The sequence below is a fragment of the Ruminococcus sp. MCC718 genome (assembly GCF_018783905.1).
In the GTDB taxonomy this organism is placed as follows: Bacteria; Bacillota; Clostridia; order Lachnospirales; family Lachnospiraceae; genus Hominisplanchenecus; species Hominisplanchenecus faecis.
Genome location: NZ_WQNP01000178.1, coordinates 24999 through 46569, shown reverse-complemented (window position 1 = coordinate 46569; position 21571 = coordinate 24999). Strand labels below are relative to the sequence as shown.

Here is a 21571-nt window from a genome sequence, read left to right as displayed (position 1 = left end):
ATATATTCTATCAACTCAAAACCAAATCGCAATAACCTATCTTTATATAAAACAACAACCTTTTCAACCTGATTTTGAGAGATTCGTCTGATCAATTCCTGAAGCCCTTTTTTCTTATAATCAATCCCAGAACCGATATCACTTATTATCTCAAACGGCTGCCCTTTTGCCAGAAGATATGTCTTGACATTATCCATCTGTCGTTCCAAATCATCTTTTTGTTTATGGCTGGAAACGCGACAATATCCATATCTATAGCCACTTACTGTAGTATGATGCGGATGAAGTTTTCCATTGGCATCCCAATTTCGTAATGTCTGAGCAGATACGCCTATAATTTTTGAAAATTCATGTATAGAATAATATTTACTCAAAGTATCAACTCCTTTCAATAATATTCCACTCTAATATCTTATAAAACTCAACACCGACTTGTATGATTTTATAATTTATATTTAACTGTTAAAAACCTCCGCTAATTCTTTTTCGGTGATGGTTTTGCCAAGCCGGCGAAAATCTCTTCCAGAACTCCTTCTGCTGTCACATGGTTGGCTCTTGCCTTGGAGTTTAAACGGATTCGGTGATGGTTGACTGCCAGAAATACCTTCTCCACATCGTTTGGCACGACATAATTTCTTCCCGCCAGATAAGCAGCCGCCTTGATCATCCCCGCCAAGGCGATCGTTCCTCGTGGGCTTACACCAAGCTCCAGCATCGGATGCTGTCTGGTCTTTGCGATCAGCTCTGCAATATAATTGTAGATCACATCATGGATAAAGATTTTGTCGACTTCTTCCTGCATTGTCAGCAGATCGTTCATCTGGATCACCGGTGAAATGCGATCTACCGGACTGCCGCTTCTGTGGTCTTTTAAAATGGCAATTTCGTTTCGGATATCCGGGTAGCCCATGGAAATACAGATCATAAAGCGGTCCAGCTGGGATTCCGGCAGCATCTGTGTTCCTGATGAGCCGATCGGGTTCTGTGTCGCCATGACGATGAACGGCTTCGGCACTTCTCTTGTGATGCCATCCACCGTCACATTTCCTTCTTCCATCACTTCTAGCAGTGCGGACTGTGTTTTCGGGGATGTACGGTTGATCTCGTCTGCCAGAAGCAGGTTGCACATCACCGCCCCCGGCTGGTACTCGAATTTGCCGGTGTCCTTGCGGTAAATGGAAAATCCTGTGATATCTGCCGGCAGCACATCCGGTGTGAACTGCACACGGTTCTGGCTCATGGCACATGCCCTTGAAAATGCCAGTGCCATCGTGGTCTTTCCCACACCCGGGATATCCTCGATCAGAATGTGTCCCCTCGCAAGAATGGCCATCATCACCATTTCCACGCAGGAATCTTTTCCAATGACTGCTTTTTTGACTTCGTCAATTACATTTAATGCATTTACCAGATACATAGTTTCCTCCTGAAAAATGCCACAGAACCCTCTCTTCTCTATGAGATTGTCCTGCGGCATTTTTGTCACATTATACTGAAATTTCAATATTTCTTCCGGTTTTCTGATATTTATAATACCGCACGCCTGCCGCATTCATCATACGTTTGGATGCACGCACGCTCGGCGTACCATCGTATTTATCGCAGTCGTATACTACGGTTCGGATCCCGCACTGAATGATCGCTTTGGCACACTCGTTGCACGGAAAGAGCGAAACATAAAGCTTTGCTCCCTCCAGGCTGCCTCCCCGGTAATTGAGGATTGCATTGAGTTCGCTGTGCGTTGTATAAAAATACTTGGTATCGTACGGATCTCCTTCTCTTCTCCACGGGAATTCATCATCGGAACATCCCTTTGGAAATCCATTATATCCAATGGACAGGATTTTATTATCCTCGCTCACAATACAGCAGCCAACCTGTGTATTTGGATCTTTGGATCTGAGTGCCGCAAGATGTGCAACCCCCATAAAATACTCGTCCCAGGAAATATAGTCGGTTCTTTTGTCCATACTTTCCTCCAAATGACGTTCTCCGTCAGACTCAGGCAACGTCTATTTTGTGCCGAAGATACGGTCTCCTGCATCGCCAAGTCCCGGTACGATATAGCCGTGGGAATTGAGCTGTTCATCCAATGCACCGATGTACATATCCACATCCGGATGACATTCCTGCATCTTCTTTACACCTTCCGGTGCTGCGATGATGCACATGAAATGGATGTGCTTTACGCCTTTGTCCTTGAGCATCTGGATCGCCGCAGTTGCAGATCCGCCGGTAGCCAGCATCGGGTCTACGACAAAAACTTCACGCTCTTCAGAATCTGCCGGCAGTTTGCAGTAATATTCCACCGGCTCCAGTGTTTTGGGATCACGGTACAGACCGATATGACCGATCTTTGCAGACGGAATGATGGAAAGCATACCGTCAACCATGCCAAGACCTGCTCTCAGGATCGGCACAACAGCCAGTTTTTTACCCTGTAATTCTTTTACGGTTGCCGTGCAGATCGGTGTTTCGATCTCTACGTCCGTCAGTTTCAGTTCTCTGGTTGCCTCATAGCACATCAGCATTGCGATCTCACTGATGATCGTACGGAAATCTTTGCTACAGGTGTCTTTTCTTCTGATCACCCCGATTTTATGCTGGATCAGCGGATGATCCATAACTTTTACTTTTGACATAACGTTCTCCTCATTCTTACTTCCTGTCTTTTCTCTTATTTGTCTTCGATCATTTCGATACGTCTGATGTGACGCTCATCCCCGGAAAATGGGGTATCAAGGAACGTATCTACGATCTTCAGGGCAAGTCCCGGACCTACCACGCGGCCGCCCATTGCCAGAATGTTGGCATCGTTGTGCAGTCTCGTTGCCTCTGCACAGAAGCAGTCGGTGCAAAGTGCAGCACGGATGCCTTTTACCTTGTTGGCTGCGATGGAAATACCGATTCCGGTTCCGCAGATCAGGATTCCTTTCTCAAATTCTCCTCTTGCAACAGCCTCTGCCACTTTTTTGCCGTAGATCGGGTAATCTACCGACTCTGTGCTGCTGCAGCCGAAATCGTGGTATGCAATTCCTCTGTTTTCCAGATGCTTCTTTACTTCCTGCATCAGTTCGTAACCGCCGTGGTCACATCCAAGTGCTAACATAGTAGTTCCTCCTCATTCAACACAACAACCAGGCTGCTGATCATGCTGTCAAGCAGCTCATAGCAGGCTCCGTAGTCCGCAAGACTTCCGCCCACCGGTTCTGTAACATCAGTTTCTTCTTTTATATATTCGGAAAGCTGCCAAGTGTTCTGAACATTCTCATGCTCCTGGAAAATCCTCTGTTTGAGAGCGTCTTCCATCACAAGGATCAGCGTCCGCTCATCAAAATCTTCCTGTTCCAGCATCTTCGCCGTATGATCTTTCATGGTCAGCCCGTGGCTTGCCAGGATTGCTTCTGCTTTCTGATTGACCGGCTCCGGAAAGAGCACGACAAGTCCTCTGGACTCCACCTCCAGCTCTGAGAGCAGAAATTTGCTTTTCAGAATCGCTTCCGCCATCGGTCCTCTGCAGGTATCGCTGTTGCTGACAAAGATCAGTCTGTCGTATTTCTTCATAGGCTATACCTCCATCACCTGATGGCCTGCTGCTTTCATCAGACGGTTCATGATCGCCTGCCCCATCTGCGGTGTCTCAAAACTCTCTGAATAGATGCGATCCACCTGAAGCGTGTCAAAATCTCTTAATATGCCAAACAGATGGCGTGAAATGCTGAGCTCATCGCTGCGGCTGCCGATCGTGCGGACAATTCCGCCCAGGTAGTCTGCTGCTGTCTCCGTTGAAGCGATCACGCCGATCTTCTCGCCTGCCGCTTCTCCTTCTTTTAACAGTTCGTTGATCTTTGCCGTAACCTTTTCCTGCTCTCCCTCAACGATCGTCAGACTTGCCTTCGGTGCATAGTGACGGTACTTCATGCCCGGTGCCTTTGGTTTGATGCCGCTGTCATCCGAGAGGATCGCACGGTCGATCTCCGTCTTTCCGATCACTTCTTCTAACATCTGCTGATTGATATAGCCCGGACGCAGGATCGTCGGAACGCCCTCGCTCAAATCTACGATCGTAGACTCCAGCCCGATCCCTACCGGACCTCCGTCAAGGATCATCTCGATCCTGCCGTCCAGATCCTCCTGCACATGTGCCGCACAGGTCGGACTTGGCCTTCCGGAAGTGTTGGCACTCGGTGCTGCGATATAACCGCCCGCTGCCCGTATCAATGCCAGTGCCACCGGATGATCCGGCATACGCACTGCGACCGTATTCAATCCGCCTGTCGTCCCCATCGGAACCAGATCCGTCTTTTGAAAAATCATCGTAAGCGGTCCCGGCCAGAAGGCATCCGCCAGCATTTTTGCTTCTTCTGGAATTTCTGCCGCAATTTTGTTTAATGCTTCAAATTCTGCAATATGTACGATAAGAGGATTGTCGGAAGGTCTTCCCTTCGCAGCGTAAATTTTCTCCGCCGCCTGTTCATCCAGTGCATTGCCGCCAAGTCCGTATACCGTCTCCGTCGGAAACGCCACAAGACCGCCGTCTTTTAAGATGCCGCCGGCTTCTGTAATGATCTCCTGATCGATCCCTTCTTTTATGTTCGCTGTGATTGTCTTCATAATCCTGCTTCCGTCCTTTTTCTTCTAAAAACCTTCTCTGCGTCTCTGTTTGCGGAGTGCATAGCGTTTCTGTCCTGCTTCCCACTCTGCCTTTTCACTCTCGCTCTCAACGATCAGTCCCGGGACTTCCACTGCATGTCCCTCCTCGTCGATCGCCACCATCACCACATAGGCACGGTTGATCACGCGACGCATTCCTTCAAGATCCTCGACATAAGTATCGACACGTACCTCCATCGAAGTGCGTCCCACATAAGTGATACGTCCGATCAGAACGATCGTATCATTTAAATAAGCTCCGGCTTTGAAGTTGAGGTTGTCAATGCTGGCCGTCGTGATCCGTCCTCCCGCATGCCGCATGGAAACGATCCCTGCCAGTTCATCGATCCACTGCATCAGCTGTCCGCCGAAAAGCCTTCCATATCCATTGATATGGCGGTGCATCAGAAGATACGTCTGCTCTGTCATAGAATCCTGAACTCTTTTTTTCTTATCCAAAATGATCACCCCGGATTATTCGTCGTCTCTGAAGATCACGCCATCTTTGCCAAGGGTACGGAAATCCATATCGATCATGCGATCAAACAGGTCATCCTCATCGTCTTCGTCATCATCATCAAAATCGTCGTCATCAAAGTCTCTGTCCTGATATTCATAGGCACTTAAATCTGCCTTGCCGTTAGCATACAGCTCACGGATCGCTTTTTCTGCTGATTTTGCATCGATGGCAACTGCGATGTCTTCCTCCGGGCCGCAGATCTCCATGAGTTCTTCGTCTTCAATATAGGCAGCTTTGGTCACTTCCATAACTGCCAGAAATCCTTCTTCATCTTTATATAATACCTGCATATTTGTTCCTCCTGCTTTTTGATGTTATGATACCTGTGAATCATTCTGTGCTTTGTGCTCCCGGTATCGTTGTTTTACGCTTTTTTTATTATAACACAAGAAAGCCCTGTGCAAAACCCTATTTTTTGTGAAATAAAAAGGAAGCCAGACTTGTTACAAGTCTGGCATTAGGAAAGAGAAAAAATGAAATATATGTAAAAAAGGAATGAACCTTTGTACAAGTACTATCATAACGGCATTCTGTGAATAAAGTGTGTTCGAACGGTGAAAGTATTGTTATGAAATTCTAAATCATTTCCAAACATTCTAAACAAAACAGCAGGAAAGTGTGTACATTCTTGTGAAGAATTGTTGACGAACCCTGTTTCCTTGTTTATAATGAACTCCGGTTATTGTTACGCCCGCAGGGCGTTTTTGGTACAAAATACTGAATTAGGAGGACACCATGAACAAGTCAGAGCTTATGAAAACTGCAAATGAAATCCGCAAAGGTGCAATCACCGGCGTTTATTCTGCAAAATCCGGTCATCCGGGCGGTTCTTTATCCGCAGCAGACATTTACAGTTATCTTTTTTTTGAAGAATTAAATATAGATCCGAAAAATCCGAAAAAACCGGATCGCGATCGTTTCGTCCTTTCCAAAGGACATGCTGCACCTGGTTATTACGCAGCTCTTGCAAACCGTGGATATTTCCCGGTGGAAGATTTAAAGACACTGCGTCACATTGGTTCTTATCTTCAGGGTCATCCGGATATGAAACATATCCCTGGTGTTGATATGTCAACCGGTTCTCTTGGACAGGGTGTTTCCGCTGCCGTTGGTATGGCAATCTCTGCCAAACTCTCCGGCGATGATTACCGTGTATATACACTGCTTGGTGACGGCGAGATCCAGGAAGGACAGGTATGGGAGGCAGCCATGCTTGCAGCCCACAGAAAACTGGACAACCTGGTTGTGATCGTAGACAACAACGGTCTGCAGATTGACGGTAAGATCGACGATGTAAACTCTCCTTACCCGATCGACAAAAAATTCGAAGCGTTCCGTTTCCATGTGATCAACGTAGACGGGCACGACTTTGATGCACTGAAACAGGCTTTTGATGAGGCTCGCACCGTAAAAGGACAGCCGACTGCCATCATCGCAAAGACCATCAAAGGAAAAGGAGTCTCCTTCATGGAAGATCAGGCTTCCTGGCATGGTGTTGCTCCAAACGATGAACAGTACAAACTCGCTATGGAAGAACTTGAGAAAGCAGGTGAAGCATTATGTCAGAAGTAAAGAAAATCGCTACAAGAGAGAGCTACGGAAATGCTCTTGTTGAAATCGGAAAAGAACATGAAGATCTGGTTGTACTGGATGCCGACCTTGCCGGAGCTACCAAAACCGCTATTTTCCAGAAAGTATTCCCGGAAAGACACATCGACTGCGGTATCGCAGAGGGCAATATGATGGGCGTTGCAGCCGGTCTTGCCACTACCGGAAAAGTTCCGTTTGCAAGCTCTTTTGCCATGTTCGCAGCAGGCCGTGCTTTTGAACAGATCCGCAACTCCATCGGTTATCCGCACCTGAATGTCAAAATCGGTGCTACGCATGCCGGTATTTCTGTCGGTGAAGACGGTGCCACACATCAGTGCAACGAAGATATCGCTCTGATGCGTATGATCCCTGGCATGGTGATTATCAACCCTGCCGATGATGTGGAAGCAAGAGCTGCCGTAAAAGCTGCTTATGAATATGTCGGACCGGTTTACATGCGTTTCGGACGTCTGGCAATCCCGGTATTCAATGATGAGAGTACCTATAAATTTGAGCTCGGCAAAGGTGTTGTCCTTCGTGAAGGCAGCGATGTTGCGATCTTTGCAACCGGTCTGGAAGTTTATGAAAGCATGCAGGCCGCAGAAATGCTCGCAGCAGACGGCATCAACGCCAAAGTCATCAACATCCACACGATCAAACCGCTCGACGAAGAGCTGGTAGTCGCTTCCGCAAAAGAATGCAAAAAAGTGGTTACCGTTGAAGAACACTCCATCATCGGCGGACTCGGCAGTGCGGTATGCGACACACTCTGTGCAAACTATCCGACTCCAGTATTGAAAATCGGTGTCAACGATGTATACGGCGAGTCCGGTCCTGCAGTACAGCTGGTGAAAAAATACGGTCTGGATGCAGAGAGCATCTACAAGAAAGTAAAAGCTTTTCTTGCGTAAACTCTTTAAACAAAAGGAAGAAAACAAAAACGACTTTCCGCTATGGTTTTTCCATTTGGAAAGTCGTTTTTATTTTTCTGTTTTTCGGTCTGTCTGTGTAAAATACTTTTTATTTTAGATAGTTCGGATAGAAAGAATCTGCAGATACATCGGATAGTAGCCAAGTCCGTAAACGCCCCTTGCCCAACCGTCAAACTGTGCCTCCGGATCATAGTAAAGTCCGTTGATCTTGACCAGGGAATGTCTGGTAAACCCATCCGGTGCACCATCTACACCGCCCGGGACACGGCCGGCAATGACCTGTGGCTGATAGCCGATTGCTTTGGCGAGCATGGCAAATCCACATGCGAAATTGTAGCAGTTCCCGGCTCTCTTTTCGTACATTTCCAGGGCATAGTCGTATTCCCATCCGTCATACACAGAGAATCCTCTCCAGGTACGGTAACTGAAATTCGCACGGCTTGTCATATACTGAAAAGCTGCATAAAGCTTCTGGCTCTTACTCATTTTAGAAGTTGTGATCTTAGCAAGAATCTGCTTGGCTTTCTCCAGGGCTTTCTGTTCCTTCAGCTCCGTCTTGCTCCGTTTTACATAGCCACTTTTTCCGATCTTGACACCGTCTACTTTTTTATTGACCTGCATTCTTCCGCTCTTCTTGGAAAAATATGCTTTTTTGCTGCCGAAAATCTGCCATCCGGTCTGCATTCTTCCCTTCTTATCAAACGAATACCTGAAATTTCCGATCTGCTTTACTTTATTCTTTACTTTTTTGCCCTTCTGATTGTAGTAATAGCGATATCTGCCTTTGTTTACCCACTGATTTATTTTTGGTGCCGCATTTGCACTTACCGGCATAAATACTGCCAGTGTCAGCACCAGAAGCAGCATCTTTATAAAACCTGCTTTTCTTCTTTCGCTTTTCATCTTTATCTTTCCTTTCCTGATCATGCTCTGTGCTTTCCGTCAGACACTTTAGTACTCTTCGATCGCCGTACTTCCGTCAGAATACGTGATCTCGTAGTAACCATGACCGCTTCCGTCGCAGTCATCATAAGCCTGACGGCTCACTTCCGTCTTGCCGCCTGCGGACTGTGAAGGCTGCTGAGCTGCCTGCTGGGCTGCCTGTTCTGCCGCCTGCTGGGCTGCTGCTTCTGCTGCCTGCTGAGCTGCCGCAGCTTCTTCTGCATCCTGTTTTGCTTTGGCAGCTGCTTCTGCCTCTTCTTTTGAATCGGTGATATATTTCTTAACTACATAACCTTCTTTGTCATCGACTTTGACCTGATACCAGTCGCCTTCTTCTCCGAGAACGGTAATTTCTTTTCCGGTTGCCAGAACGGTCACTGCTTTTGCATCCTTGTCTGCAGCTTCACGCATATACACATCGCCGGATACATACATGGTCTTTTCTTTTGCTTCTGTCTCGGCTGCTTTTTCTGCTTTGGCTGTTTCGCTCTCCGTTTCAGTGGCTTTTTCCGTCTCGGATGCCGTCTCTGTCTGTGTTTCGCTCTGTGTTTCTGCCTGTGTCTGCGTCTCTGTCTGTGTTTCTTTTGCTGTTTCCTGTGTGCTGCCATTTCCACATCCTGTCATCATAGCCATTGACAGAGATGCTACGCAAAGTGCTGCTATCCATTTTCTTCTCATTGTGTTTCTCCTTTTCTTCTGTTTTACATCTGTTCAAGAATGTCTCGGGCATTCTTACTTTCCGCCTGCAAAAGCGGGACTCATCTCACATTTACCTTTTATAAACTCTGTGTTCCGACCAAGATCCAAGTTCCGTCTTTTTCGATCAGAACCTCGATCTGTTCCTGATCCTGCATCCAGCTATCTGCTGCAAAATAAGCAAGGAATCCATAATCTGAGCTGCTTCCGTCTTCCTGCCCAAGTGTCAACGGAAATGCTTCAAAGGTATCGCCCCCATTTCTGCGAATCGCGATCCTGGAATCCGTATCCAGAATTGCCTCATCCACAAGACCGCTGACTTTAACCAGATCTCCCTGCACTTCTGCGGTGACTGTGCCCCGTGCATTTTCTTCCATTTCCGGCTCCATAACTGCTCCGACCGTCAGCTGCGGTGCCTCCATCTGCGGCGGATTTTCTGCCATTTCCGGCAGAAATCGCTCTGCACGCTCCACGATCACAGTATCGGCCTGATGCTCCGCAAGATCGGTCATCTGATAAGGGATACCTCTGGAAAAGTAGGCGTTTGCATAGCTGTTTGCAAAAAACGGAAGGATCGCATTTCCAAAGGAATCGCGGTACATCACCAGACTTCCCGTGCTGCCTGGATTTACCGTTGTGATCTTCGGATCAAAATTGCTCTCCACTTCCCCGACATAGGCAAAGACATCTGCCTTGTCGTAATAAATCTCTTTTTCTTCGGTCAGTGCCAGCGGGTAGAGCATCTCATCGAGATCCCCGGTAAAGTCCACGCACTCTTCATAGCTTTCCTGCGTATAATCCGTATGCTCTTTGTCAAGAGCTGTCATCAGTGCATCCCCTGCCAGTGCCGCACCTTTGTTGTTCCAGTGCGAGTCGCGTTCGTGATAAAGCACTTCATCCGAACTTTCCAAGATTTCTTTCAGATTGACATAATTCACATTTTCTTTTTCCAGATACGCTTCGATCCGGTCCATGTTTTTATCTTCTGAAACGATCATGCTGTCGTAGTACGGCATATTTTCACCGTACAGCGTATTTTTATTCGGAGCGATCGTAAAAAGGAATTTCGCTCCGCTTTTTTCTGTATAATCCTGCATCATACTGAGCGTATGTGCTACATTGAAAAGTGCCCGTTCGCTCATCGGCTCTGTGCCAAGGTAATCGCTTAAGGAATCTTTATAATACAGCCAGCCGTTCTTGCCCTGGATCACGCCGTCGGCTGTGGATACACCAAATATTTTTCCATTTATCAGTGCATTTGCCGTGACAAGCTGCTGACGGAATCCAAAGTGATCCTGGAAATATTCTCCTGCCTCGGAGAGGAAATCGGTATTCCATCCTTCTTCCGTGCGAAGCTGCGGCCAGAGGGCAAGTTTGCGGTTCTCCGTGGCACTGCCCTGGGTCTGCGGAAGCAGCATACCGACACTTGGGATCAGACACAGAACAAAGAAAAATCCGACATAGATCATGTTTCCTTTTTTCTTCATAAGTTCCTCCTAAAATCTGAAATAAATGAACGGATTGTACGTGCCGCCCGCAAGACTTAACATGCATAAAACAAGTCCGACGATACTGCATACAAAAGCCATATTGTTATAGAATGCCTGATATCTGCCATTGCTTTTCCACTTTTCAAAAACCGGAAAGGAGGCAATGCATGCCACTATAAAGGTTACAAGATAAAGTGGTGTGAGCTGCTGCAGTGCCAGGCTTGTCGATGCCGCTCCCGTTGAAAATCCGGTAAACATGGCTTTTACCCACTGCACGCCCTGTGTCATCGTATCTGCCCGGAAAAAGACAAAACCGATGCAAACGACAAGTAACGTATAAATACGCATCACTGCGGTTTTGATCTTTCCTCCTTCTTTTCGGAAAAACGGCACAAATTCTTCCAGCATCAGGAAACATCCATGATAAATGCCCCAGAACAGGAAGGTTACGTTGGCTCCATGCCAGATACCGGTACATAAAAATACGATAAATTTATTGATGCAGGTACGCACTTTGCCTTTTCGGTTGCCGCCAAGCGGAATATAGAGATATTCCAGAAACCAGCTGGACAGGGAAATATGCCATCTTCTCCAGAATTCCCGGATGCTGGTCGAACTGTAAGGATAGTTGAAATTCTCCTTGAAATGAAATCCGAACATCCATCCAAGTCCGATCGCCATATCGCTGTAGCCGCTGAAATCAAAATAAATCTGGAATAAATAGGAAAGTGCTCCCACCCATGCAGTCGCTGCCCCGAGCGTCCCGGCCGCTGCTCCGAAAAGTGCATCTGCTGTCATGCCCATCACATTTGAGATCAGGACTTTTTTTGACAGACCAGCAATAAAACGGCGGATACCTCTTGCTACGCCATCGGCACTCTGCGTCCGGTGTTCGATTTCCTGCTCAACATCGTGATATTTGACGATCGGACCGGCGATCAGCTGTGGGAAAAAGGATATGTACAAAAGCACTTTTCCAAAATTTTTCTGAGCTTTGTTTGCCCCACGGTACACATCGATCACGTAGGACATCGCCTGAAACGTGAAAAAGGAAATACCGATCGGCAGACGGATGTCCGGAACCGGAAATCCCGTCCCGAACATCGTATTCACGCTCTCCGTAAGAAAGCCTGCATATTTAAAGATCACCAGAAGTGCGAGATTCAGGATCACCGCCACACTGACGATCCATTTCTTCTGATCTTGAAACCGTTCGATCCAAAGTGCAAATAAATAATTACACAGTGCAGATGCGATCATCAGCACTACATAGACCGGTTCCCCGTATGCATAAAACACCAGACTTGCCAGCAGAAGCATGGCGTTTTTCGCACGGATCCCCGGAAGAATCGTATGTCCTAAAAATACAATCGGCAAAAAGATACATAAAAATACAAGGGAACTGAATACCATTTTCTACCTCCGCCGGATCATTCAAAGCCCTGAATGATCTCTTTGCCGTTCTCTTTGTAGGTATACACGATAAATCCCTGATATTTTAAGATGCCGTCCATGCCGGCTCCCATACAGCTGTCAAAATATTCTGCCTTTTTCGGCTCGCCGATCAGTGCTTTCAGCCCTGCAAAATCGGAATTCTGCCGGTAAGCTGCCAGTTTTTTGCTCTTCTTCTGATTCAGTCTGCCTTTTTTGTCGAAACCGTAAAGACGATTCTTCACTGCCGCAGTCCCGGTCAGGGCAGCTCCCTTTTTATTGAAATAATATTTCTGCTTTTTGCCCTTTACTTTCACTGTAACCCATTTGTTCTTTACTTTTTTCCCTTTTGCATTATAGTAATAATACTTGTTTTTCACTTTTACAAGTCCCTGTTTTACCGTGGCTGCTTCTGCCGTCTGCATGGAAACTGCTGCCGGTGAAATGCTGCTTACGGTAACGCCAAGTCCCAGAACTGCTGCTGCTGCAATCAGTGTTTTGATTTTCTTCATTTGCTCTTCCTTTTCTTAAAAATTTACTTTGATCGTTTTTGATTTTTTGAACGTTGATTTCATGGAGGAAACCGTCTTCATAAAATATTTGCCTTTGCTGTTTGCTGCAAATTTATCCATGTTCGGATCACAGATATACCATTTCTTTCCGACTTTTACTTCACACCATGCATGATCCTGCCATCTTGCTTTATTAAAGCCGTTGGTCCTGCCAAGGCAGATCCTTGCCTCCACACCGGATTCTTTTGCCAGAAATGCATACAGGGCTGCAAAATGATAGCAGCTGCCCTTTTTGTTTTTGATCATCTCTGCCGTAAATGTTTTCTCCCAGCCTCTGCTGTTTTTAAAGCCGATCGCCCTTGCATAGCCGTAATTTTTCTCCACATACTGGAACAGTTTTTTCAGCTTCTTTTTCTGTGTCTTTTCTTTCTTTGCTTTGCTCTTCTTTACAAGTTTCTGAACATCTTTTTCAAGCGTGCTCTTTGCTGCTGCCTCTGCGGTCATTGCCGTCTGCGGTGCCATCATACCAAAGGTCAGGACCGCTGCAAGAATAGATGCTGTCAGCTTTTCAGCCATGTTTCTTTTCATCTTTTTTTCTCCTCGTATAGCCATTTTATTTCTTAATTTTTGCTTCTGTTTCTTAACTTTTTCCGAAGCCTTCCTATTATATCACGTTATATCTGCTTATTTCAACAAGTAATCACTATACATGAGTGTCAAAAAATAACTTTTCCCGCTCATTGATGGATACAAAATTACCGTAGCCTGCAAATGCTCAGAATGACCGTCTGCTTTTATTAGACTTCGAAAAACAGAAAAAAGTTGCATCTGTTTGAATTTTATGATGCCAGGGTCAAAAGGTCTAAATCCACATGAGCTTGCTCATAGGTGGATGAAAGACCTTGGGACCCGCCCCGATATGAGCATAAAAGTGGGATGATAATCCCACGATATGCGAATACCGGAGAGGATTGTGGGAGTGCGATGCACGGAACAATCCGTAGGCATCATAGTTGAGGACTTTTGACACTCACATCATTTTATCTCAAACAAATGCAACTGCTGTTTTTTCATTTATAGAATAAAAAAGAAGCCGAAAATCTTTCCAGATTTTTCGACTCGCCCCTGCCAAGGAATCGATGCGACAGGATTTGAACCTGCGACCTCTACGTCCCGAACGTAGCGCTCTACCAAGCTGAGCCACGCATCGTTTTCTGTTTTATTTTCTGCTGTTTTCGTCAGCTCCATTAATATATCATCTTTCTTTTCAAAATGCAAGTGTTTTTTTTATTTTTTTGTTTTTTTATTTTATTTTTTATTCTGTCCCTGCCGGAGTGCATTTGCTTCTGGCTGTTCGATTGGCTCTGACAGCAATAAAATCGAAAAAAATGACCGCCGGGACTCTTAAAAAGTCCGGCGGTCATTTTAACCAGACAGAATCTGGCGGTCATCATCGGCAACACCTTTTATTTCTTTGATAACCCTGCATTTTCTGTCGCATACATCAAATGGCTGATTTCATTTTTATTACTTTACTACTTTACTTTTACGCTTTTTTTCTGTCCTTTTCCTTTGAACAGTGCTTTGTATGCCTTTTTCTTTGCTTTCGGTACGCGAACCACTGCATGTTTGTTGATGCCTTTCAGTGCCTGCTTACCGACCATTTTCAGCTTTTTGCCCTTCACAGTGATGCTCTTAAGTCTGCTGTCACCATAGAATGCTTTCTTGCCGATCTTCGTTACGTTTGCACCGATCACGGCTTTGGTGGCTTTCTTCTGGCCGGCAAATGCCTGATCTGCAATTGCAGTCACTTTGCATGTCACATCTTTGATGGTTACCGTTGCTGTCACGTTGATGGTCTTGATGTTCTTCTTTGCAGTGCCATATGCTTCTGCTGTCTTGGCTGCCGCATCGGTTACACGGTACTGTACGCCACCTGCGGTAACGGTATCACCGTTTTTCAGTGTCAGAGAATCTTTCAGTTTTTCAATCTCTTCTCTTGCTTTCCGGGCTTCTTCCTGAGCCTTTTTGATTGCTGCCTCAGCTTCTGCACTGTCTTTTGCTGCCTGATCCTGAACTTTCTTCAGTTCTGCCTGCAGAGCTGCTTTTTCTTCTTCCAGAGAAGCTTTTTCGCCGCTCAGTGTCAGGACTTCTGCCCTTGCTGTATTCAATTTCCCCTGAAGTGCTTCGATCTGTTTTTCAAGAGCTGTTTTTTCTTCGGCTGACGTACCTTCCAGTGCAGCCAGCTGATCCTGTGCATCTTTGATTTTATCTTGAAGTGTTGTCACATTTTCTGTTGCTGCTGCCAGTTCTCTCTCTTTATCTTCCAGCTGCTTTGTCTTTTCTTCCAGCTGTTTTTTCAGATCTTCATTTGCCGCCTTGTCTGCACTTTCCAGTCCTTTGATTGCATCCGAGATTGCACTGATCTGTGCACTTATTTCTTCCACGGTTGCATTTTCTGCATCGCAGACTTCTTTTGCTGCTGCCAGTGCTGCGGTCAGTTTTGCATAGCTTTCTGCCGTATAATTTTCTGCATTCAGTTTTTCTGCCAGATCAATCACTGCTTTTAATCCATCTTTGCTGTGATCCTCTTCCGGTGTTTCACTCTGTTTAAAGTTTACGGTGTATTCCTGTGCTTTGTTTTCATCGCCGTTCTCCGGCCGGAAGAGCACTTTTGCAGTTCCGTTTACGGCATCCAGAATCGTTACGGATGCATTGTTTGTTGCCTGTGCTGTGATCACACCTGATCTGGCATCCAGATTTAGGGTCTTTGTATCTGCATCAAACTGTGCCAGTACTTCCTGTCCGTCCACTTTAATAGAAGTTACTTCGTAATCTCCATATTTCTCGATCGGGGTATAGTATACTTCATATTCTTCCAGTCCGGTCCAGTTGTTGTCCTGCGGCGTCAGGGTGATACGGATCGCTGTGGTTTCAACTGCTTCAAATTCTACATTGACCATCTCTTTGAAATTTGCAAGAGACGGTACGGATGGTTTGCCGCCGACATATGCTACTTCTGTCCAGCCGGTGTGTGCTTTCAGAGGGTTGTCTGCTCCCCAGCCTTTGATATTGCTGCAGCTGTTTGCAGAATCGTTGCCCAGTCTGTTTGCCGGGATCACACCGTCGTTCGCACTGTAATACTCGATCTTGTAATCTTTTGGAAGTCTGACTTTGTTTGCTGCACTTCCATCTTCTTCCATAAATCCAATGGAAACTTTATTTACGGTATATTTCTTCTGATCTGAATCTGCGGTGGAATCTTCTTTTCCGAAGGCACTGATCACAAACGGCAGATGATCGGAGTCTCCTACGGCTGCATCTGCGTTGGTATGATATTTGCCGCTTTCCCAGTCACACCAGATTTTCTTGCCGGATGTGCTGTCAAAATTTTTATTTCCATCAACTGCATTATATACAAGATCGTTGGAAGATGAAAAATATGCGAAAGTCCTTGGCCATTCTCTTGTTTTAGAGGAACCGTCTGCATTCAGTGCCAGGTTTGTATCGGTCGGTGTATTGTTTGCATCTGCTGTCACATCTGCCACACGGACCGACGCTTTTGCCTGAAGTACAGTTTCCCTAGTAACTGCTTTTCCAACTGTTCCGTAAACTTCTACGATTCCAGGATTCCTGAAATCTGCATCTGCAAGATCCCATACAACTTCCTGCTGCTGTTTTTCACCGTTGCTGTAGTATACAGTTACTGTTTCCGGCATGGAAGGTGTTGTCCCTTTTGCTGTTGCCACGGATACCTGCTGCACACCTATTACGGCAGTTACAGTTATTTCTGCTGTGATGCGTGCATTGGTGTCAACCACGGTTCCGCCCGTGCTAAAGGTTCCGATCTGTTTTAACTGTTCTGCACTGATTTCATCCCATTGTACATCCAGTACCTGATCACCGACGTTGGTATGTGCAATGACGGTTCCCGGAAGAGCCGGGCAGACTCCTTTTGCTGTTGTAACTGCGATCGCTTCATAATCCGCTACAGTTATATCTACTGCATTAATCACGAAGTTTTCTTCTACAACACCCTGGTAAGCACCTTTTCCTGTCACAACAATCGTTGCTGTTCCAGGTTCTGTGTTATTTTTATAACTTACTTCATAGTCTGTACCTTCTGTCAGGGTCACTGCCTGTGCATCTTCGGATGCTTTGTAAGTAACAACCGGTTTCGGTGTGAGTGCACTTCCGGTGTAATCAAAGCTGCGATCTTCCAGTGTTACGGTTGTATTGTCACGGTAAATTTCCTGTGCAGCGTAGCGTACCCTTACTTCTGCTGCAGACATATATTTATTTACTTCTGCTGCAGACTGTCCTACGGTTGACACACCATAGAGACGGATATATTTCGCATCGACCGGTGCAAACTGTGCCAGTTTCCATTCTACGGATTTGCTCCATGTGCTGTCTGCATCTGATTTTGCAACTTCCGTCCAGTTTTCGCCATCTGTACTTACTTTGATGCTGTACTCTGTAACGATACCGTTTGTGTCGCTGCTTCTCGGCAGATAACGCAGTGCATTGATCTTTTCTGTTTCTTTCAGTTCAATCTGCAAGTAACGGTTATCCGGATCATTTCGAAGGTCTGTCGGTCCACTTCCGCTTCCCCAGTTTGTATGCCAGATGGTACCGGTATTTCCATCTGCCGCTTTTGCAACAGAACCGCTGCCTTCTTCACTTGGTGCACGCAGTGTCATGTTCCTATAATCATAATCCATAGATGCATCGGAAGCACTGTCGCTTGCTGTATTGTCTTTTCCGAGCATAACCGGATAGATGGCACGCATCAGATGATCTTCAGATTCAATAAGGATACGGATCACACCGTCTGCATCTTTGTCAAGAATGGTCACGCTTGCATTGTCTTTCCCTTCTGCTGTAAGGTCTGCCGCATCAAATTCTGTTTCATTTACGCCAAACCAGCCTTTTTTCAGGCTTGCTTCATCCGCAATGTGACCGCCCACTTTCAGACTGGAAAGTGCTGCTTCTGACCCTACCGTAAAGCTCGGGATCCTTGTATTCATTTCCAATTCCGCCAGGGTGGCATCTTTGGTAAATTCTACACGGAAATAGGTTTCGGAAACGGTTTCTTTTACATTGTAAGTACGAACCGTCACACCTTTTTCTTTTTTATTTGTTACCGTGCAGTCTACCGGCGTCCAGTTGACTCCGTTGTCGCCGGATGCATAGATTTTGATCGTTCCGGAAGTCGGTGCGGTATCTTTCAGATACATTGTGAATCCTTTCAATTCAATCGCTGTATCCAGACGGAAATCGAGGGTTCCTTTTCCGCTCCATGCCACATCATCGGCACTTGTCTTATCATCCTGCAGTTTCGCTAGGACATCTGCAACAGATGCATCTTCTTTGCTGGATGTACCGTTGTAATACATTTCCGGCACGTTGCCAAGGGCTTCTGCACCGTCTTTGTATTCTCCATTGGTAACTCTTACTGCTGCAGTCACTTCAAAGTTCTGGTCAAATACGGTTGCCGTTCCTTTTACATTCTTTGTTCCGATTGTCGCTGTCAGATCTTTTGGAATATCCCACTTTACCGGAAATTCTGCTGCCAGGATTGTTCCGTCTGCAAGAACTGCCGGTCTTGCTGCAGGAAGGCTGACTTCTGCATCTTTTCCGACTGCTGCAGAATAATTCAGGACACCTGCTGTCTGGCCGATCGTACTGACATTGACCGTGATACGCATATTCAGATCTGCTACCGTACCGGATACCGAATACGTTTCTTCTTCTCCGGTAAATGCATCCCAGGTTACTTTCTTTGTCTCGGAAGTATCGTCAGAATAATGGATCTTTACTTCGGATGGGAGAACTGGTTTCGTTCCCTGTTTTACATAATAATTCTTTGCGATCTCATAGCTTACAACGGTCTTTTCTCCGGTTACTCCGCTGCCGTCTGCAACTGTGGTAACGACAGTCTGTGCTGCAGTGTATCCGTCTGAAGTTGCCTTTACGGTAAAGCTTCCGGCATCTTTTGTGGACTGAACGATCGCAATCAGTTTTCCTTTACCGGCTTTTCTGGTCGGTTCACTGTAAGAAGTGGTATCGTTCTGAACACCGTTATCAAGTGAAAGGAGCTTGCCGTCACCTTCTACGGCAACATGGATCTGCGGCTCTGCACCGTTTACTTCTCTGCCGTCTCTGTCCGTTACATTGATCTCAACAAAGCTTAAATCTTTGCCGTCTGCCGTGATCTCGCTGCGGTCTGCTTTTGCGGTAAGTTTGGATCCCTTTCCGGTCGTCTCTGCCACATTACGTCCGTCCGTGTCTTTGATCTCGGTCACACCGTCTGCTTCAAATGCTTTTGCCTCCAGTGTTCCCGCCTCATAAGGTACTTGGAATGTTGCATACAGGGAAGTATGTCCGTTCGCCTTGCTGCTGTCAAAGCATCCTGTTCCGCTTGTATAATTCTGATAACCACCGGTCGGTGTATCGGTGTGTGTCGCTGTCGCACTTCCGATTTCTTTGCCGTTCAGATAAAGTTTCACAACAGGAGCATCACTGTAAACTACAACCTCTGCCTTGCCGCTGTTATCGAGCATGATCTCATCTTCATTCCATACCGGGAGAACATGAAGGGTATTTTCGTTGTCATTCCACTGGCTCTGATACAGATAATAGGAATCTTTTGGGATACCTGCCGTGTCAATGATACCAAAGTAAGAGTTCTTTGCAATGTTCGGCCAGGTTCCGTTTGCACCGGTTCCCTGCCAGTTATATGGGGTCGGTTCACCGATATAATCAAAACCTGTCCAGACAAATTCGCCTGCATTAAATTCTTGCTGCATCGTGATCCACAGCCCTGCACTTGCCAGATGTCCCCAGCCTACTGCACTTTTATCATAAGAAGTCAGTCGGCGGTCTCCGCTTCCATTGTCACTGTTGCTGTTCTTCCTGTCGTAAACGCCACGGCTGTTTACGGAAGAGGCTGTCTCAGAACCATAGACCAGCCATCCTCTGCTGTGTCCGTTGCTGATCTGTCCGGAGCTTCCGTAGTTAAATCCTACCAGACCTCCCGGCACGCCATATTTTGCTGCTTCTGCAAAAACAAGTGCTGTGTTTACCTGATTATTGTCTGCCCAGACATTGCTCTTTACCTGATTGTCACCAAAGGTTACATATCTGGTCGCATCTTCTTCTCCGGTCCAGGTAATCAGTTTTTTTGCCACTTCCGGATACTGACCGGTTACATTCCCGTCAATCAGCTGCTGAAAGATTTCATTTCCAAGGCTCCACATGATAATGGAAGGATTGTTTCTTCCTCGTCTTACCATGGCTTTGAGGTCAAATTCTGCCCATTTTTCGCCCTCTCTGCCATTTACGATCTGGTTGCCGCTCTCAATGGTCTGGTAGAACCATTTACCATAATCCTCGGTATTTCCTGCTTTTCCGGAAAGCCAGCAGTCAAAGGCTTCTTCCACCAGCATGATGCCTTCACGGTTGCACACATCGATCAGTACCTGGGATGCCGGGTTATGTGTTACACGGATGGCATTGACTCCCATCTGTTTTAACTCCTGTACCTGACGTTCCACAGAACGCTCCCAGGCTTCGGATCCAAGAGAACCCTGGTCATGATGCATGGACACTCCGTGCAGTTTGATGTTCTTTCCATTTAAATAGAAACCTTTCTCTGTAGTAAAGTTTACCCAGCGGAAGCCAAAGTCAGAATGGTAGCTGTCTTTTAAGGTATCTCCAACATAAACTTCTGTTTTTACGGTATAGAGGTTTGGATTTTCCGTATCCCAGAGCTTTGGGTCTGCAACGGTGACACTGGCCTCGATCCTGGCTGTTTTGCCCGCTGCAACACTCTGTACCTTTGTCTTTTCGCCCTCTGCTGCCGGGACGTCACTGCCTTTTTCATAAACCGTCTGTTTTACAGAAACATCAGCTGCTTCGCTGCTGTCATTCTGTACTTCCGTTACCACGCTTACGGTTCCTTTTCCGCTTTCAATATCCGGGGTTGTCACGGTCGTTCCGTAATTTGCCACATGTACCGGATCTGCAACGGTAAGTTTTACGTCACGGTAAATACCGGAACCGGAATACCAGCGGCTGGACGGCTGTTTATGATCTACTTTGACCGTGATCACGTTTTCTTCCGATCCGAATTTCAGTTTGTCCTGCGGAAGCACAAAAGAAAATGGGGTATAACCATATGGATGTGTTCCCAGCTTTTCACCGTTCAGATAAACGGTTGCATTCATGTAAACACCGTCAAAATCAATGCTGACCGTCTTTCCCTGCATGCTCTCATCCAGTGTAAAACTTTTGCGGTACCATCCGGTGCCTCCAAGCACATAGCCGCTCTCCTGCTCTGCCGGTGCTGCTGTTGAAAATCCCTGGTCGATGCTGTAATCATGCGGAAGCGTCACATCATCCCAGGAAGAATCATTATAAGAAACTGCTTCCGCGCCGTTTAATTCTCCCAGATAAAATCTCCAGTGATCGTTAAAAGAAACGGAACGCTCCTTTCCATCATATGAATTGACGTATACCGTTTCCGGTGTTGATGATGTCTGTGTCTGAGATGCTTCCTGCACGGACGTATCAGTCCCTGCTGCCAGGACACTCACTGCTCCGGTATTAAGTACCATCGCTGCTGCCAGAACACCACTTAAATACTTTTTGTAGTTCATATTGCCCTCCTTTATTTTTCTTTGTTCCCTTTGTTGTGTTTAGTAAAAACAAAATTTTGCTTACCATAACTATACAAAATTTCTTCACAAAAACATATGGAATATTTTTTATTTTTTGGTAATTTTTTCTGTACGATACAAA

18 protein-coding genes and 1 tRNA gene are annotated in these 21571 nt (G+C 46.2%); 2 read left to right on the top strand and 17 right to left on the bottom strand.

What is annotated here, in order from left to right; genetic code table 11:
- The 9 genes from GPK60_RS14705 to GPK60_RS14665 form a co-directional block, all read right to left on the bottom strand.
- Nucleotides 1-374 (bottom strand): IS607 family transposase (locus tag GPK60_RS14705; protein ID WP_215660938.1); only part of this gene is annotated, 374 nt, incomplete at its 3' end.
- A 101-nt stretch (nt 375-475) separates the two neighbouring features.
- Nucleotides 476-1477, bottom strand: coding sequence for a MoxR family ATPase (locus GPK60_RS14700; RefSeq protein ID WP_346727801.1), 1002 nt, complete (start codon nt 1475-1477; stop codon nt 476-478).
- 10 nt (nt 1478-1487) lie between these two features.
- Nucleotides 1488-1970, bottom strand: a complete 483-nt coding sequence (locus tag GPK60_RS14695) for a dCMP deaminase family protein (RefSeq protein WP_147631890.1) — start codon at nt 1968-1970, stop codon at nt 1488-1490.
- Nucleotides 1971-2012: 42 nt separating this feature from the next.
- Complete coding sequence (upp, locus tag GPK60_RS14690) at nt 2013-2642, bottom strand: uracil phosphoribosyltransferase (protein WP_147631889.1); 630 nt, start codon at nt 2640-2642, stop codon at nt 2013-2015.
- Nucleotides 2643-2677: 35 nt separating this feature from the next.
- A complete protein-coding gene (rpiB, locus tag GPK60_RS14685) occupies nt 2678-3109 on the bottom strand; it encodes a ribose 5-phosphate isomerase B (protein WP_147631888.1) in 432 nt (143 codons plus the stop codon).
- Nucleotides 3103-3564: a phosphotyrosine protein phosphatase gene (locus tag GPK60_RS14680; protein ID WP_147631887.1), complete on the bottom strand. Its 462-nt coding sequence runs from the start codon at nt 3562-3564 to the stop codon at nt 3103-3105. Before GPK60_RS14680 ends, rpiB begins: the two co-directional genes overlap by 7 nt.
- A 3-nt stretch (nt 3565-3567) precedes the next feature.
- Nucleotides 3568-4614, bottom strand: coding sequence for an L-threonylcarbamoyladenylate synthase (locus GPK60_RS14675; protein ID WP_215660935.1), 1047 nt, complete (start codon nt 4612-4614; stop codon nt 3568-3570).
- A gap of 24 nt (nt 4615-4638) precedes the next feature.
- Nucleotides 4639-5112, bottom strand: a complete 474-nt coding sequence (locus GPK60_RS14670) for an acyl-CoA thioesterase (RefSeq protein WP_226911813.1) — start codon at nt 5110-5112, stop codon at nt 4639-4641.
- A gap of 15 nt (nt 5113-5127) precedes the next feature.
- On the bottom strand, nt 5128-5463 hold the full coding sequence (locus tag GPK60_RS14665; RefSeq protein WP_022119483.1) for a hypothetical protein: 336 nt from the start codon (nt 5461-5463) through the stop codon (nt 5128-5130).
- Nucleotides 5464-5908: 445 nt separating this feature from the next.
- Between GPK60_RS14665 and GPK60_RS14660 the strand changes: the two genes are divergently transcribed.
- Nucleotides 5909-6745 carry a transketolase gene (locus GPK60_RS14660; RefSeq protein WP_022119482.1) on the top strand — a complete coding sequence of 279 codons (837 nt, stop codon included), beginning with the start codon at nt 5909-5911 and terminating at the stop codon, nt 6743-6745.
- Nucleotides 6733-7674 (top strand): transketolase family protein, encoded by a 942-nt coding sequence (locus GPK60_RS14655; RefSeq protein WP_173865936.1) that lies wholly within the window; start codon nt 6733-6735, stop codon nt 7672-7674. Before GPK60_RS14660 ends, GPK60_RS14655 begins: the two co-directional genes overlap by 13 nt.
- A gap of 114 nt (nt 7675-7788) precedes the next feature.
- On the opposite strand, the gene GPK60_RS14650 is transcribed toward GPK60_RS14655, so the two are convergent.
- The 8 genes from GPK60_RS14650 to GPK60_RS14615 form a co-directional block, all read right to left on the bottom strand.
- Nucleotides 7789-8598 (bottom strand): transglutaminase domain-containing protein, encoded by an 810-nt coding sequence (locus tag GPK60_RS14650; RefSeq protein WP_173865937.1) that lies wholly within the window; start codon nt 8596-8598, stop codon nt 7789-7791.
- A gap of 48 nt (nt 8599-8646) precedes the next feature.
- Entirely contained in the window at nt 8647-9315 is a 669-nt protein-coding gene (locus GPK60_RS14645) for an SH3 domain-containing protein (RefSeq protein ID WP_215660932.1), read from the bottom strand.
- A 98-nt stretch (nt 9316-9413) separates the two neighbouring features.
- Nucleotides 9414-10820, bottom strand: coding sequence for a hypothetical protein (locus tag GPK60_RS14640; RefSeq protein ID WP_022119478.1), 1407 nt, complete (start codon nt 10818-10820; stop codon nt 9414-9416).
- Nucleotides 10821-10829: 9 nt separating this feature from the next.
- A complete protein-coding gene (locus tag GPK60_RS14635) occupies nt 10830-12236 on the bottom strand; it encodes an MBOAT family O-acyltransferase (protein ID WP_215660930.1) in 1407 nt (468 codons plus the stop codon).
- 17 nt (nt 12237-12253) lie between these two features.
- Nucleotides 12254-12766, bottom strand: coding sequence for a hypothetical protein (locus GPK60_RS14630; RefSeq protein ID WP_215660926.1), 513 nt, complete (start codon nt 12764-12766; stop codon nt 12254-12256).
- A 15-nt stretch (nt 12767-12781) separates the two neighbouring features.
- Nucleotides 12782-13354, bottom strand: a complete 573-nt coding sequence (locus tag GPK60_RS14625) for a transglutaminase-like domain-containing protein (RefSeq protein ID WP_022119475.1) — start codon at nt 13352-13354, stop codon at nt 12782-12784.
- 548 nt (nt 13355-13902) lie between these two features.
- A tRNA-Pro gene (locus GPK60_RS14620) sits at nt 13903-13976 on the bottom strand.
- Between the two features lie 325 nt (nt 13977-14301).
- The gene (locus tag GPK60_RS14615; protein ID WP_215660924.1) at nt 14302-21429 is read right to left on the bottom strand and encodes an Ig-like domain-containing protein; all 7128 of its coding nucleotides are present in this window, start codon (nt 21427-21429) and stop codon (nt 14302-14304) included.
- Between the last annotated feature and the right edge of the window lie 142 nt (nt 21430-21571).